15 protein-coding genes are annotated in these 13742 nt (G+C 65.3%); 3 read left to right on the top strand and 12 right to left on the bottom strand.

Features of this window, described 5'->3' with window-relative positions; all coding sequences use genetic code 11:
- From JWQ89_RS14445 to hflX, 3 genes are all read left to right on the top strand, one after another.
- A partial coding sequence (locus tag JWQ89_RS14445; RefSeq protein WP_299642126.1) for a helix-turn-helix domain-containing protein occupies window positions 1-279 on the top strand: 279 nt, incomplete at its 5' end.
- 170 nt (window positions 280-449) lie between these two features.
- Window positions 450-698, top strand: a complete 249-nt coding sequence (hfq, locus tag JWQ89_RS14440) for an RNA chaperone Hfq (RefSeq protein WP_299642125.1) — start codon at window positions 450-452, stop codon at window positions 696-698.
- Window positions 699-707: 9 nt separating this feature from the next.
- Window positions 708-2090 carry a GTPase HflX gene (gene hflX / locus JWQ89_RS14435; RefSeq protein WP_299642123.1) on the top strand — a complete coding sequence of 461 codons (1383 nt, stop codon included), beginning with the start codon at window positions 708-710 and terminating at the stop codon, window positions 2088-2090.
- Here hflX and mazG read toward each other — a convergent pair.
- The 12 genes from mazG to JWQ89_RS14375 all read right to left on the bottom strand — a co-directional run.
- The gene (gene mazG / locus JWQ89_RS14430; RefSeq protein ID WP_299642122.1) at window positions 2076-2891 is read right to left on the bottom strand and encodes a nucleoside triphosphate pyrophosphohydrolase; all 816 of its coding nucleotides are present in this window, start codon (window positions 2889-2891) and stop codon (window positions 2076-2078) included. The two genes, hflX and mazG, sit on opposite strands and share 15 nt — an antisense overlap.
- Window positions 2892-2903: 12 nt before the next feature.
- A complete protein-coding gene (locus tag JWQ89_RS14425) occupies window positions 2904-3641 on the bottom strand; it encodes a hypothetical protein (protein WP_299642120.1) in 738 nt (245 codons plus the stop codon).
- Window positions 3642-3913: 272 nt separating this feature from the next.
- Window positions 3914-4891 carry a substrate-binding domain-containing protein gene (locus JWQ89_RS14420; protein WP_299642119.1) on the bottom strand — a complete coding sequence of 326 codons (978 nt, stop codon included), beginning with the start codon at window positions 4889-4891 and terminating at the stop codon, window positions 3914-3916.
- 108 nt (window positions 4892-4999) lie between these two features.
- Window positions 5000-5380 carry a RidA family protein gene (locus JWQ89_RS14415; RefSeq protein WP_299642118.1) on the bottom strand — a complete coding sequence of 127 codons (381 nt, stop codon included), beginning with the start codon at window positions 5378-5380 and terminating at the stop codon, window positions 5000-5002.
- A 42-nt stretch (window positions 5381-5422) separates the two neighbouring features.
- Complete coding sequence (locus tag JWQ89_RS14410) at window positions 5423-6262, bottom strand: MBL fold metallo-hydrolase (RefSeq protein WP_299642116.1); 840 nt, start codon at window positions 6260-6262, stop codon at window positions 5423-5425.
- Window positions 6262-7038 (bottom strand): TatD family hydrolase, encoded by a 777-nt coding sequence (locus JWQ89_RS14405; protein WP_299642114.1) that lies wholly within the window; start codon window positions 7036-7038, stop codon window positions 6262-6264. The genes JWQ89_RS14410 and JWQ89_RS14405 overlap by 1 nt, the downstream gene beginning before the upstream one ends.
- A 1-nt stretch (window position 7039) precedes the next feature.
- Window positions 7040-8593, bottom strand: coding sequence for a methionine--tRNA ligase (gene metG, locus JWQ89_RS14400; protein ID WP_299642112.1), 1554 nt, complete (start codon window positions 8591-8593; stop codon window positions 7040-7042).
- Window positions 8590-9618 (bottom strand): AAA family ATPase, encoded by a 1029-nt coding sequence (locus tag JWQ89_RS14395; RefSeq protein ID WP_299642111.1) that lies wholly within the window; start codon window positions 9616-9618, stop codon window positions 8590-8592. The genes metG and JWQ89_RS14395 overlap by 4 nt, the downstream gene beginning before the upstream one ends.
- A gap of 1 nt (window position 9619) precedes the next feature.
- The gene (gene tmk / locus JWQ89_RS14390) at window positions 9620-10306 is read right to left on the bottom strand and encodes a dTMP kinase (RefSeq protein ID WP_299642109.1); all 687 of its coding nucleotides are present in this window, start codon (window positions 10304-10306) and stop codon (window positions 9620-9622) included.
- A gap of 384 nt (window positions 10307-10690) precedes the next feature.
- Complete coding sequence (locus JWQ89_RS14385; RefSeq protein WP_299642107.1) at window positions 10691-11815, bottom strand: D-alanyl-D-alanine carboxypeptidase family protein; 1125 nt, start codon at window positions 11813-11815, stop codon at window positions 10691-10693.
- A gap of 74 nt (window positions 11816-11889) precedes the next feature.
- Window positions 11890-12999: a septal ring lytic transglycosylase RlpA family protein gene (locus JWQ89_RS14380; RefSeq protein ID WP_299642106.1), complete on the bottom strand. Its 1110-nt coding sequence runs from the start codon at window positions 12997-12999 to the stop codon at window positions 11890-11892.
- A gap of 182 nt (window positions 13000-13181) precedes the next feature.
- Window positions 13182-13742: alpha/beta fold hydrolase (locus JWQ89_RS14375; protein WP_299642104.1), on the bottom strand; the 561-nt coding region annotated here is incomplete at its 5' end.

Raw genomic sequence — 13742 nt, 5'->3', positions numbered from 1 at the left:
CGGCTGTTGATCTTGATCAAGGATCAGACGCACGCAGATGGAGTAGTCACCGCCGCACTGCTGCCGCCCGATATTGGTGAAGTGCTCCCGACGGTGGGCGACAGCGACTCATCGGCGCACCTGATGAGCCTGCCGCTGCGTGATGCCCGCGAGGTTTTCGAGCGGCAATACCTCATGGCCCAGATCGAACGGTTCGGTGGCAACATCTCCAAAACCGCCGAGTTCGTGGGCATGGAACGGAGCGCTTTGCACAGGAAGATCAAGTCTCTCGGCTTGTAGCCGGGGCCTCCGTGTACGGGTAGGCACTCGGTATCTTCTGTGCCATACTTCCATTGCGATGGGAGACTGACGGCAAAATCGGGCAGGGGCGGTGGCGGCCGTTGCCCCACAAGAACAGGGTGTGGCCGCCGGTCATCGCCCCACGAGTATCCCGCGAGAAGAGGCCAGCAATGCCCAGCGAAAAGACCCAGAATCTCCAGGACGCCTTTCTTAATCACGTACGCAAACAGAAGGTACCGGTCACGATCTTCCTCGTGAACGGCGTCAAGCTGCAGGGTGTGATCACCTGGTTCGACAATTTCTGCCTGCTGTTGAGACGTGATGCACAGTCGCAACTCGTCTATAAGCACGCGATCTCGACGATCATGCCCGGGGCTCCGATCCAGCTGTTCGATCCCGAGCATCCGACCGAGGACTGACGCAACCATATGACCGACGATTTCGACGACGAGGCCGCCCGCAAGGGCGGCCCTCAGGCATTCATAGATCAGCGCTCGGCGCCGACCCGCGTCGGGCTGATCGTGCCCGACGTCCGCGGGCGCGCTGCGGCCCACAGCATCGAGGCGCGCAAGGCCGAGTTCGAGGGCCTCGCCAACGCCATCCGCGTCGAGATCGTCTTCTCCGAGATCGGCAAGGTGCGGGAGATCAAGCCGGCGACATTCATCGGCGGCGGCCATGTCGCCGACTTTGCCAAGCGGGTGAAGGAGGAAGAAATCGAGCTCCTCCTCGTCGACACCGCGCTGCATCCGATCCAGCAACGCAACCTCGAAAAGGAAACCGGCGCCAAGGTGCTGGACCGGACGGGTTTGATCCTCGAGATCTTCGGCGAGCGAGCCGCGACCCGCGAGGGCGTGCTGCAGGTCGAACTGGCGCATCTCAACTACCAGAAGAGCCGGCTGGTGAAGAGCTGGACCCACCTCGAACGGCAGCGCGGGTCAGGCGGCTTCGGCTTCATGGGCGGTCCCGGCGAGACGCAGCTCGAAAGCGACCGCCGGCAACTTCAGGATCGCATCAAGCTCCTTGAGGAACGCATTGAAAAGGTTAGGCAAACGCGCGGCCAGCAGAAGGGCCGGCGCGACGCCGTGCCGTTCCAGGTCGTGGCGCTCGTCGGCTACACCAATGCCGGGAAATCAAGCATATTCAATGCCTTGACGGGGGCAGGGGTGTTCGCCAAGGACCTGCTGTTCGCGACCCTCGACACCACCGTCCGCAAGATCGCCTTGCCGCACGGACGTGACGTGATGCTCTCGGACACAGTGGGGTTCGTGTCGGAACTGCCGACGGACCTGATCGCCGCATTCCGCGCTACGCTGGAGGAGGTGCTCGAGGCCCATGTTATCCTCCACGTCCGGGACGTCGCCAATCCGGACCACGCCGCGCAGGCGGCCGACGTGCTGAAGGTGCTCGAGGAGCTGGGCGTATCGGCGGAGTCGACGCCCATCATCGAAGTCTGGAACAAGATCGACCTGCTGGAGCGCGACGCCGACGGTGGCATTCCCGCGCTGGCGACGATGTCTCCATTGGGTAAGGTCGCCGCCAGCGTGGCGGTGTCGGCACAGACCGGGGAGGGACTGGATAAGCTGCTCGACACCATCGAGAAGGTTTTGGCCGGGCAGGGCCGCACCTACCGGGTTCTGGTGCCGCACACCGCCGGCGCCGATGTCGGCTGGCTCTACGGCCACGCCGAGATCATCTCCAAGGAGGAGCCGGACGAGAACGGGCAAGTCTACGAGGTGCGCGTCGAGGCACGGCACAAGAACGCCTTCACCGAGCGCTTCGCCGGCCGCATCGAGGGCTCAGACGCCGCCTGAGCGGTCCCTGGCGCGTATTACATTCCAATAGCCATCGAGGCGTTCGAGGCCGGCCTCGCCCAGCGGTACACCGTCCGCTTCCGCCCGGGCCTCCACATAGCGGAAGCGCCGGTCGAACTTGACGTTGGCGTCGCGCAGCGCCGCTTCGGCATCGACCCCGAGCTTGCGGGCCAGATTTGCCGCGGCGAACAGCAGGTCGCCGAGTTCCTCGTGCAGTTTCGCCTTGTCTTCGGCGTCGGCCGCTTCGCGCACTTCGCCGAGTTCCTCGCTGACCTTGTCGAAGGTCTGGCGCCAGTCCGGCCAGTCGAACTGCACGGACGCGGCGCGCTTGCTGAGTTTCTCGGCGCGCGACAAGGCCGGCAGAGCGTTTGGAACATCGTCGAGGATGGAAGAGGGCGCCTGCTTGCGCTCGGCCTTCTTCGCCCGCTCGTCGGCCTTTAACTCTTCCCACTTCCCCTTGGCGCCACCGGCGTTCCTCGCGGCCTCTTCGCCGAAGACGTGCGGATGGCGGCGGATCAGCTTCTCGGTGATGGCGTAGACCACGTCGCCAATGTCGAACAGCCCGCGCTCGGAGGCCATCTGGGCGTGGTAGACGGGCTGCAGGAGGAGGTCGCCCAGCTCCTCCCGGAGGTCGGAATAGTCCTCCCGCTCGATGGCGTCCGCCACCTCATAGGCTTCCTCGATGGTGTAGTGACGGATGCTCGAGAAGTCCTGCTCGAGGTCCCAGGGGCAGCCGCCATCGGGGTTGCGCAGCGCCGCCATGATCTCGATCAAGCCGGAAATGTCGCGTGACGGCTGCATGGCGGGCTCCGCTCAGACGATGTCGAACTCGACCGTATGGCTGCCGAGGCGACCAACCACATGGCCTGTGCCGGCGATCGGCACAAGGCCGCACAGCGAGCCCGTGGTGACGATCGTGCCGGCCTTCAGCGGGTACGCGGGATGCTGGTTCTTGGCGTAGGCGATGAACGATTTCAGCACCGTGCCGAACGAGTGCTTGGCCGGAGCCGACCAGATTTTCTGGCCCGCGAACTCGAGCTCAACGTCGTAGTTCTCGATGTCGGCACCCGGATCGCGATGCGTCGGGTCCATGACGTAGCCGAGGGCCGAGGCGTTGTCGGCGAGCCCGCCGTTGGGGCCGGCAATGGTCCGGTCGACGTAGCGCGTGCCGCACACCTCGATGCCGACGAAATAGTAATCGATCGCTTCGATAATATCTATTTCATCGCGGTTGGCGGCCGCGGCCGTCAGGTCGTTGGCGAGCACCAAGCCGACTTCGAGTTCGAGCCCAGTGATGTTCGGCGACGAGAGCCTGAACGATCCGGACTTGCCGAAGCCCGACTGATAGATCGGCGCCACGGTCCCGAGGCCATCCGGTGCGACCAGGGTCTTATAGAGCGCCGGGGTCTGGCCGAGGTCGGCCATGGTTGCCCGCTGGATGCGATAGGCCGTATCACGGTCCAGCTCAGCGTAGGGCGCCGCATCGACGTCGTGGCGTCCGGCACGATGGGCTTCAACGAGCCGGTGGGCGAGGTCGTTCTCAAGGTTCATTTGCTCAATCCGCAATTCGCATAAGATATATTATGGAACTTTCCGATTGAACGAAACTGAACGTTCATCGGCAGGTTCGTTTGTTCGCAACATGCAAGCCCTCGCCATACAACCGTCGAAAGCGACTCCTCTGGTACACCATAGGGCCGAACGAGATGCCTTATTACGGCATAAATGCCTCTCGGGGATCGAAATCCTGGCTCCCAGGTCCCATTGCGCACAGGTTCGCCATCGATCGTCGCAGTTCGCCTTCGCCGGCGTCCCGCCGCCGGTCAGCCCACTTCCCCGGGCCCGGGCTTCTGCCCGTTGACAAAGATCTTGACCGGCTGCAGCACCTCATGCGGCACGTCGGCGCCGCCCAGGTACTTCTTCATGTTGTCGAGCACGATGCGGGCATAGTCCGCGGGCTCCTGGGCTGCGCAGGCCACGTAGGTCGGGGTCAGTGCCGTGTCGGCCGCACAGAAGGCATAAAGCTTGACCGTGTCGGTCTTGCCCTGCTGGGTGATGGCCTGCAGCGCGCCGACGGCATGCGGGCCCGTGTCGGCCCAGATGACGTTGATGTCCGGATGGCCCTGCAACATGTCGCCGGTGGCCTGCAGGCTGACATTTGGATCGACCTTGCCGTTGACCGTCGCCACCACCTGGGCATTCGGGTCCACGGAGATGGCGTCGGTGAAGCCCTGGTCGCGCTGGTTGGTCGAGATCTGGTCAGGATCGCCGACGATGCCCACCACGATAGTAGCGTCGGCGCCCATGTCCTTGAGCACCAGCCGGCCCATCTGCGTTCCGCCCGCCACCTGGTCGGCCCCGACATATTCGACGAACGAGGCGTCCTGGGCGGTCAGGTCGTCGGGCGAAACGATGACGTTCACCGTAAAGACCGGGATGCCCGCGTCGTTCAACGCCCTGACGCTGGCTGCACCCGGGCCGGAGGTCACGGCGTTGAGCGCCACTGCGCAGACGCCCTGCTGGACGAAGGCTTCGATCTGGGTGAGCTGGTTCGAATCGTTGTCATTGGCGATGGCCACATTCACCGTATAGCCGAGCTCCGCGCCGTGCGTGTTGAAGCTGTCCTGCATGGCGATATAGTAGGGATTCACCGTGTTCGGCAGTGCCACGCCGATGGTCGGCTTGGCCTCTCTGCAATTGGCGGGCAGCTGTGGCGGCGCCGCTTCGGCACCGCCGGCGATCGCGATAAGGGCAAGCACGCCCACGCCGGCAACCCTTGGTAGGCTGACTAGCTTATTCATCGACGTTCTCCTTGGTGGTGAGCTCGTTGAGGGTCGCTTCGCGGGAGACGGGTCGCGAACCTGCCGGATGCTCCGCCAGGCGGAACGTCCAAAGGGCTACGATGCCGGCTATCCGACAACCGCGGTTGCCGTGATCTCGATCCGCAGGCCTTTGGCCAGCAGTTCCTTCACCACCACCGTGGCACGGATCGGGTATGGCTTGGTATCGAAGAACTGGGCGTAAACCCGGTTCATTCCGGGTGCATCGGCGCTGTCGATCAGGAATATTTGCACCTGCACGATATTGGTGAGTGCGCCGCCCGCGGCGGTGATCGCCTGCTTGAGGTTCGACAGCGCCTGATGCGTCTGCGCCTCGATATCGCCATCGACGATCGCGCCGGTCTTGGGATCCTCGGCGACCACCACCAGCCACACGTGCTGTCCGGCGCGGACGCAGTCGTTGATCGGACCGCTCGACGGCGCGATGCCGGTGTCGATGACTTCAAACATGCGTAATGGCTCCCAATGCGCCCTATGATACCGCCCCACCGGCTAGCGGGGACTGATTATTTCGCCGGTGGTGATATCGATCTGCAGCCCGTCATAGGCCGGCCGCACGTGGTCGGGCGTCATGGCGTCGGTCTGGACGTAGTCGAGATCGATGTGAAGGTTGGTGAGGACGGCGTGGCGTGGCCGCAAATTCTCAACGAGTTCAAGTGCTTCCGAGAGGCTCAGGTGGCTGGGATGCGGCGTCGGCCGCAAGGCATCGAGCACCCAGGTGTCGAGCCCGCTGACGGCTTTGCGCGAGGCGTCCGGAATGCCGCTGAGATCGCAGGAATAGGCGAAGTTGCGGATGCGGAAGCCCAGCGAGAAGATGTCGCCATGGTCCTGCCGGAACGGCGTCACGGTGATCGAACCGCCGGGCCCGTCCACGGTGAGTGCCGTGCCGGCCTCGATCAGGTGCTGGTTGAGGATCGGCGGGTAGCCCGATCCCGGCGGCGCCGTGAAGCAGTAGGCGAAGCTCGGAACGATGCGGTTGGCGGCTTCCGGGCTGAAGTAGACGTCGACGCGGCGGCGGTTGTTGAGCGCCAAAACCCTAAGATCATCAATACCATGGGTGTGGTCGGCGTGCTCGTGCGTGTAGAGCACCGCCTCGACCCGGTCGACCTCCGCTGAGAGCAGCTGCTCGCGGAGGTCACAGCCGGTGTCGACGATGATGCGGGTCGGGTTGTCCGAGCCGTCGGAGTAGCCCTCGATCAGCAGCGAACAGCGGCGGCGCCGGTTCTTGGGGTTGTCGGGATCGCAGACGCCCCAGTGGCCGCCGATGCGGGGGACGCCGCCGGAGGAGCCGCAGCCCATGATTGTGGCGATGATGCGCTGTGCTTCAGGCATTACGCCTTGGCCTTTGAGAATAAACGGAAAAAGTTGGTTGTGGTCTCGGCGCCGAGTTGTTCGAGGGGGATGCCTCGGACTTCGGCGACCCGGGCGGCGGTGTGGGTGACGAAGGCGGGTTCGTTGGTGGCGCCGCGATGGGGCACCGGAGCGAGATAAGGTGCATCAGTTTCGACGAGATAGCGGTCGGCGGGGACGAATTTGGCAACCTCGCGGATCTCCTCGGCATTCTTGAAGGTGATGATGCCGGAGAAGGAAATGTAACCTCCGAGAGCAAGTGCCTGGTGGGCGAGTTCGGCCCCGCCGGTGAAGCAGTGGAGGACGAAAGGGAAGGATCCCTGCCCCATTTCCTCCGCCAGAATGCCACCCATATGAACGTCAGCTGAACGGGAATGAATGACCAAAGGTAGGCCGGTGATGCGCGACGCGGCAATGTGGCGGCGGAACCCGGTCTCCTGCGCGTCCTTGGGGGCATTGTCGTAGAAGTAGTCGAGCCCCGCTTCGCCGATCGCGACGCATTTGGGATGGGTGCTGAGCCGGACCAGGTCCTCGACCGGGATGTGCAGTTCCTCCTCGGCGTGATGGGGGTGCGTGCCGACCGAGCACCAGACTTCGGGGTTGGCTTCCGCGATGGCGCGGATGGTGCCGAACTGCTCGACGCGGGTCGAGATGGTGACCATGCCGTCGATGCCGGCTGCCTTGGCGCGGGCGAGGACGCCGGCGCGGTCGGCGGCGAGCTCGGGGAAATCGAGATGGCAGTGGGAGTCGATCAGCACGTCAGGCCTCGGCGGCAGGCACTTCGGGCTCCACGTAGCGTGGAAAGACGCCGACGGGGGTGGGCAGGATCGCGTCGCCGAGGCGGCCGGCGGGGCCGAGGCTGGAGAAATTGCGCTGGTCGGCGGAGATTGCCAGCAGGTCGAGCAGCTTGCCGCTGGAGGCAGGCATGACGGCCTGTAGCAGGATACCCACCTGGCGGAGCACTTCGGCCGTGGTGAAAAGCACGGTCTCGAACCGCGTCGGATCGGTCTTGCGCAGGGTCCAGGGCTCCTGGACGGCGAAGTAGCGATTGGCGTCAGCGACGACCTGGAACACCGCGCTCAGCATTGCGTGGATCTGCTGGTCGGCCATGGCCGCGCGGGCGGTCTCGTGTAGCGCATCGGCGGCGGCCAGCATCTCGGCATCCGCCGGGCTCAGTCCGCCCTGTTTGGGAACCCGGCCTTCGAGGTGCTTGGCGACCATGCTGAGCGAGCGCTGGGCGAGGTTGCCGAGGTCGTTGGCGAGGTCGGCGTTGATGCGGTTGATGATGGCTTCCTGGCTATAGGAGCCATCCTGTCCGAACGGAACTTCGCGGAGGAAGAAGTAGCGAACGGCGTCGACGCCGAAGGCGGAAACCAGCGAGAACGGATCGACGACGTTCCCGACCGACTTGCTCATCTTCTCGCCCTTGTTGAACAAGAAGCCATGGGCAAAGACGCGCTTGGGCAGCGGGATAGCGGCGCTCATCAAGAAGGCGGGCCAGTAGACGGCGTGGAAGCGGATGATGTCCTTGCCAATCAGGTGGACATTGGCCGGCCAGTACTTCCAGCGCGGGTTCGCCTCGTCGGGAAAGCCGATGCCGGTGAGGTAGTTGGTGAGGGCGTCGACCCAGACGTACATGATGTGACGCCCGTCCGCAGGAACCTTGATGCCCCAATCGAACGTCGTGCGCGAGATCGACAGGTCCTTGAGGCCGCCCTTGACGAAGCTCAGCACTTCGTTGCGGCGCTCGGCCGGCGCGATGAATTCGGGATGGGCCTCGTAGTGGGCCAGCAGCCGATCCTGATAGGCGGAGAGACGGAAGAAATAGCTCTCTTCCTCGACCCATTCGACGGGTGACCCGAGCGGTTCGCGCCGGATCCCGTCCTCGCCGACGGTCGTCTCCCCCTCGTCGAAAAATGCTTCCTGGCGAACCGAGTACCAGCCGGCGTACTTGTCGAGATAGATGTCGCCGGCCGCTAGCATGCGCAGCCAGAGTTCCTGGCTGGCGGCATGGTGGCGCGTCTCGGTGGTTCGGATGAAATCGTCCGGCACGACGTTGAGGGCCGCTTCCATGTCGCGGAAGCGCTGCGAGTTGCGATCGGCGAGTTCGATCGGCTTGATGCCCTGGGCGTTGGCGGTCTGCAGCATCTTGATGCCGTGCTCGTCGGTGCCCGAAAGGAAGAAAACGTCCTTGCCGTCGAGCCGCTGGAACCGCGCCAGCGTGTCGGTGGCCAGCGCCGTATAGGCATGCCCGATATGCGGTGCGCCGTTCGGATAGAAGATCGGCGTGGTGATGTAGAACGTCTCGGTCATCGCTGCTCGGTGGGAACGGTCAATTGGGCAAGTTTCCGGATCGCATCGAAAATGCTGCCCAGGGTCTGCCGCATGTCGAGGTTGTATTCATCGGCATCGGCGAGTGAAAGCTGGGCCTTGTCCCATAGCTCGTTGGCCGAGGCAAGCCGGACGCGGTCGCCGGCGGCCGCGGCGGATTTGGCGGCTTCGGCCAGCCAGTCGTTGAGGATGTCGCGGGCGAAGCGCAGCTCGGCGGAGTCGCGCTCGCCGCCCAGGGCATCGGCGAGGGCGAGGCGTACTGAGGACGGCGCGCCCACCGGATCGGCGAGCCAGGCCTGCAAGCGGCTGAGTGCCCCGCCTTCGGTCAGCAGCATCGCCTCGAAGCCGCGGCGCGGGCGGCCGGCGGCGAGGGATACGGCCCGGTCGATACCGGAGGGATCGGTGGCATTGCGCTCGAGCACCCTGCGGACGTCCGAGTCGGCGATTGGACGGAGCGCGACCTGGAAGCAGCGCGACTTGATGGTGGGGAGGAGCGAGCCGGGACGGTGCGATACGAGGAGGAACGTGGTGTCGGCCGGCGGCTCCTCGAGGATCTTGAGCAGCGCGTTGGCGGACGAGTCGTTGGCGTCGTCGATCGGATCGACGATGGCGATGCGGTGCCCTGCCCTGCCCCGCGTCATCCGCATTTCCTCGATGAAGCGGCGGACTTCGTCGACACGGATGGCTGTGTAGTAGCCCTTGCCGGTGTCGCGCGCCGCTTTGCGCATGACGAACAGGTTCGGATAGGCGCCGGCCGCGACCTGCGCGGCGATGTGGACGGGCGACTCGTCGCCGGTGCGCTCGAAAATGCGGCGTGCCAGCTCGAAGGCCAGCGTCGCCTTGCCGATGCCGCGCGGGCCGTGGATCAGGATGCCACCGGGCAAGCGGCCGGCGTCGAGGCGCTCGAGCAGCGTTGCGAGTGGAGCGACGTGGCCGGCGACCCTGGCCTGGAATTCCGGTGGCGGGACGCCCTCCAGCTGGTCGGGTTCGCGTTCGGGATAGTCCAATTCAGCCGGCCTTCTTCGCCTCGAGCTCGGGGAAACGCCGGGTAAGCGTATCCCAGACCTCCTGCTCCAGCGCATCCTCCGATTGGCCGGCGGGCAGCACGATGCAGCGCTCGGGATTGGCCTTGGCGATGGCGATGAAGGCTTCGCGCAGGCGCCGGTGCCAATCGAGGTCCTCCTTCTCGAAGCGGTCGCCGGTCTCGGCCAGTGCCCGCTCTAGCTGGCGGCTGTTGACGCGGGCAAATGCGGCGGCCGGATCCATGTCTAGGATGAAGGTGAGATCGGGCTGGTGGCCATCGAGCGCCAGGACTTCGAGCCCGCGGATCAGCTTGTCGTCGACGCCGCCGGTGAGGCCCTGATAGGCGCGGGTCGAATCGTGGAAGCGGTCCGAGATCACCCATTTGCCGCTGTTGAGGCTCGGGGCGATGAGCGAGCTGACATGGTCGTAGCGGGCCGCGGCGAAGAGGACGGCCTCGGCGCCGGGGCCCCAGGGTTCGGAACGGCCCTGCAGGATGAAGGCGCGCACCGCCTCGGCCTTGGGCGTGCCGCCGGGCTCGCGGGTGCGGACGGCCTCGATGTCCATGCGGTTGAGGCGCACCAGCAGGCGCTTGACCTGCGTCGACTTGCCGACGCCTTCGCCGCCTTCAAAGGTGATGAAGCGGGCCGCCGGTTTGGCGGGCACATCGAGCATCGATCAGTTTCCCTGGGGCGCGTTGCGAGTCACGTATTACCTGCGATGTCGCTGCGGCGAAAGCCAGAAGCAACCTCAACGGCGCGCGAGCGCCGGAAGCGCAGGGCGTGTCGTCCGTTGAGGTGGCGGCTGAAGCGCAAGTCTTCCGGTTGCGGCAGCCCTATCCCTTCCCCCTCAGGGGAGAAGGTGGCCGAAGGCCGGATGAGGGGTGAGGTGACTGGTTTTTCGCTCGGTTGCGGCGTGTTGCGATGCTGCCAGAGAGTTCCCGGCACCGCTGAACCCCTCACCCTAGCTTCGCTACGGACCTGGCGGTCCTAGCTGCGCTGCCCTCTCCCCTCAGGGGAGAGGGGACGAGGGCGGCGCCTCTCCGTCAGGACCGCAGGATTAGAGCCAGCCGAGCGCCAGTTCCTTCAGCGCGTCGGTGGCTTTGCGGACGATGTCGCCTTCGGCGACGTCCTCGCCGGCAAAGAGCGGCGTGACCTGGACCACGGCGCCGTTGCACATGACGTTGAGCTGGGCGAGCTGGTCGCCCTTCTTCACCGGTGGGCGGATCGGGGACTTGTAGGTGACGGTGGCCTGCGGGCAGTTCTGGGCGCCCTTGGGGAGGAACAGGTCGATCTTGCCATTGCCGACCAGCGACACCTGCCCGGAGCTGCCGCCATAGACGTCGGCGTAGGAGATCGGGGCGCCTTCCGCATAGACCGGGATCAGCTCGAAGCCACGGGTGCCCCAGGTGACGAGCTTCCGCGCTTCTTCGGTGCGTTCCGTCATCGACTTGAGGCCGTGCAGCACGGCGATGAGGCGGCGGCCGGTGGCGGCGGTGGAGACCACTTCGCCATAGCCGGCGGCCTCGGTGTGGCCGGTCTTCAGGCCATCGACGCCGATGCCGATTTCGAGCAGCGAGTTGCGGTTCATCTGGCGGATCTTGTTCCAGGTGAACTCGCGCTCCGAGAAGATCGGGTAGTATTCCGGGAACTGCGCGATGATGAAGCGGGCGATGGTAGCCAGGTCGCGCGCCGATGAGTACTGCTCCGGATCGGGCAGCCCGGTGGCGTTGACGAAATTGGAGCCGGTGAGGCCGATCTCCTTGCCCAGCTGGTTCATCATCCCGGCAAAGCTGAGTTCGCTGCCCGCTATGCCTTCGGCGAGCGCGATGGCGGCATCGTTGCCGGACTGGATGATGACCGAGCGGACGAGGTCCATCACCTTGATCTTGGAATTGAGCTCCGCGAACATGGTCGAGCCGCCCGAAGAGGCGCCGCCGTCGCGCCAGGCGTGCTCGGAGATGAAGAACTCGTCGTCGGGCTGGAGCTTCTTGTTCTGCAGCTGGTCGAACACTACGGCCAGCGTCATCAGCTTCGACATGCTGGCCGGCTCGAGCCGCTCGTCGGCCGCCTTGGAAAAGAGGATGGTGCCGGACTCGTAGTCCATCAGAACGGCGAACTTCGCCTTAGTGTCGAAATCCTGCGCGAAAGCCCCACCGGTTGCCGCCCATAGGATGGCAACCATGATTCCCAGAAATTTCAGGCTAAAGGTGCGCAAGCTCAACCCCGATTGCGGCCGCTGCCCCGGCCGCGTTCCGATTAATAGAGCAGCAGGTCCTTGAGTCCAAGATTTTTGGCGAGCAACATCACGTCATTGCGCGCCACGCCCGGCTTCAGATGGGTGAGCGTCAGGCGGGTTGCATTGGCGCCGGGGATGCGCACCGCGTCTTCGTCGACGGCGCCGAGCATCGCGAACTGCTGCGCCACGTCGTCGGCCCGGGCGGGATCGGTGAAGACGCCCAGTTCCAGCCGGATGGCGCGCTTGTCCTCGTCGACGCTGTCGACCCACGATTCGAGCGCCCCGGAGTGGGTGGCCATGGCATTGGCGGCGGCGTGGGCGCTGTTGATGGCGGCATCGGCGGCGCCGCTTTCGGCATAGCCGAAGAGGTCGATGAAGTCGCCCAGAACGTCCTCGCGGGCGGCCGGCGCCGACTGCTGCTGCTGATAGTCGGCGAAGTTGATGCGGCCGCCGCTGACGCTGACATTGGTCGGGGCGTCGACCATGGCGAGGCGGGTGGTCTGCTGCTCCATGTTGGTCAGCCGGTCGACGCTGGCGAGCAGCATGCGGGTGTCGTCGCCGTTGAGCGGCGCCGGGCCGACATACTGGACCTGGATATTGCCGACGCCCTTGCCGGCGTAGCCGAGGATTTCGGCGGCGCGGTAGCTGAGGTCCATCACGCGGCCGTGGAGGTATGGGCCGCGGTCGTTGACGCGGCAGACCATGGAGCGGCCGTTGTCGAGATTGGTGACGCGGACGTAGCTCGGGAGCGGCAGCACCGGGCTGGCGCAGGAGATGGCGTTGGCGGAGAAGATCTCGCCATTGGCGGTGCGGCGGCCGTGGAAATCGTTGCCGTACCAGGAGGCGCTGCCGGAGGCGACGTAGCCGACGGGGTTCTCCAGCGGCTCGTAGACATCGCCGCGCACGGTGTAAGGTTTGCCGACCATGTAGCGGCCGCCGCCCCTGGGCGGATTTTTTGCGTTGGTGACGCGCGGGCTGACGGCGACGCCAAATTCCTTGGAGCTGAAGGCGGCCCGCTTGACATGCGGTACCCCTCCCCCGCCGCCGCAGGCAGCAAGGATCGGCGCGGCGAGCGCCGCAAGTATCAGCAGCCGGGCGGCCGCACGAAGGTCGCGAGAGATAACTGCCAAGACTTCAACCCAAACCAGTTCGGTGCGCAGCTTAGCGAAAGCGGCGCAGGGATGGGTTCAGGGAAGCGCAACGTGGTTGCGGTTGGGTTAATTTGCTTCAAATGTAGGGAATTACTGGGGGTGCGGTGGCTGTGGACCCCCACCCCTGTCCCTTCCCCCTACTGGGGAGGGAGACGAAAACACTAAGCTTTCAGCCAGTCGACCACGGCATCCGTGACGATCGCGGGCTGTTCGGCCAGGGCCATGTGGCCGGCGGTGGGGACGGTGACGAGCTTGGCGCCGAGGATGCCGGCGGCCATCTCCTTCGCCGCTTCGGGTGGGGTGATGGCGTCGGAGTCGCCGACCAGGACGAGCGTTGGGAGGTTGATGGTGGGGAGGTCGGGGCGGGAGTCAGGGCGGTTGATGATGGCGGTCTGCTGGCGGATGTAAGTTTCTGGGCCGATGGCGGCCGACATGCGCATGTGGAGGGCCTTGAGCTCGGCGTCGGCGACATGGTCGGGGTGTACGGCGTTGGGGAAGGCCTGGGCGGCGGCGAGGGTGAATTTTCCCTGCTCGGCTAGCGCGATAGCCTCGCGGCGCTTCTCGGTGGCTTCGGGGCTGTCGGGGCGGGCGGAGGTGTCGAGGAGGGCGAGGCGGAGGATGCGGGACCTGGCCTGGCGGAGGATTTCGAAGGCGAGGTAGCCGCCCATGGAGAAGCCGGCGAGGGCGAAGGTGGGCGGGGCGTCGTTGAGGATTGCCGCGGC

Source organism: Devosia sp. (assembly GCF_028290645.1).
Lineage (GTDB): Bacteria > Pseudomonadota > Alphaproteobacteria > Rhizobiales > Devosiaceae > Devosia_A.
The sequence above is the reverse complement of the archived record's forward strand: the minus strand, read 5'-3'. Positions and strand labels throughout refer to the sequence as shown.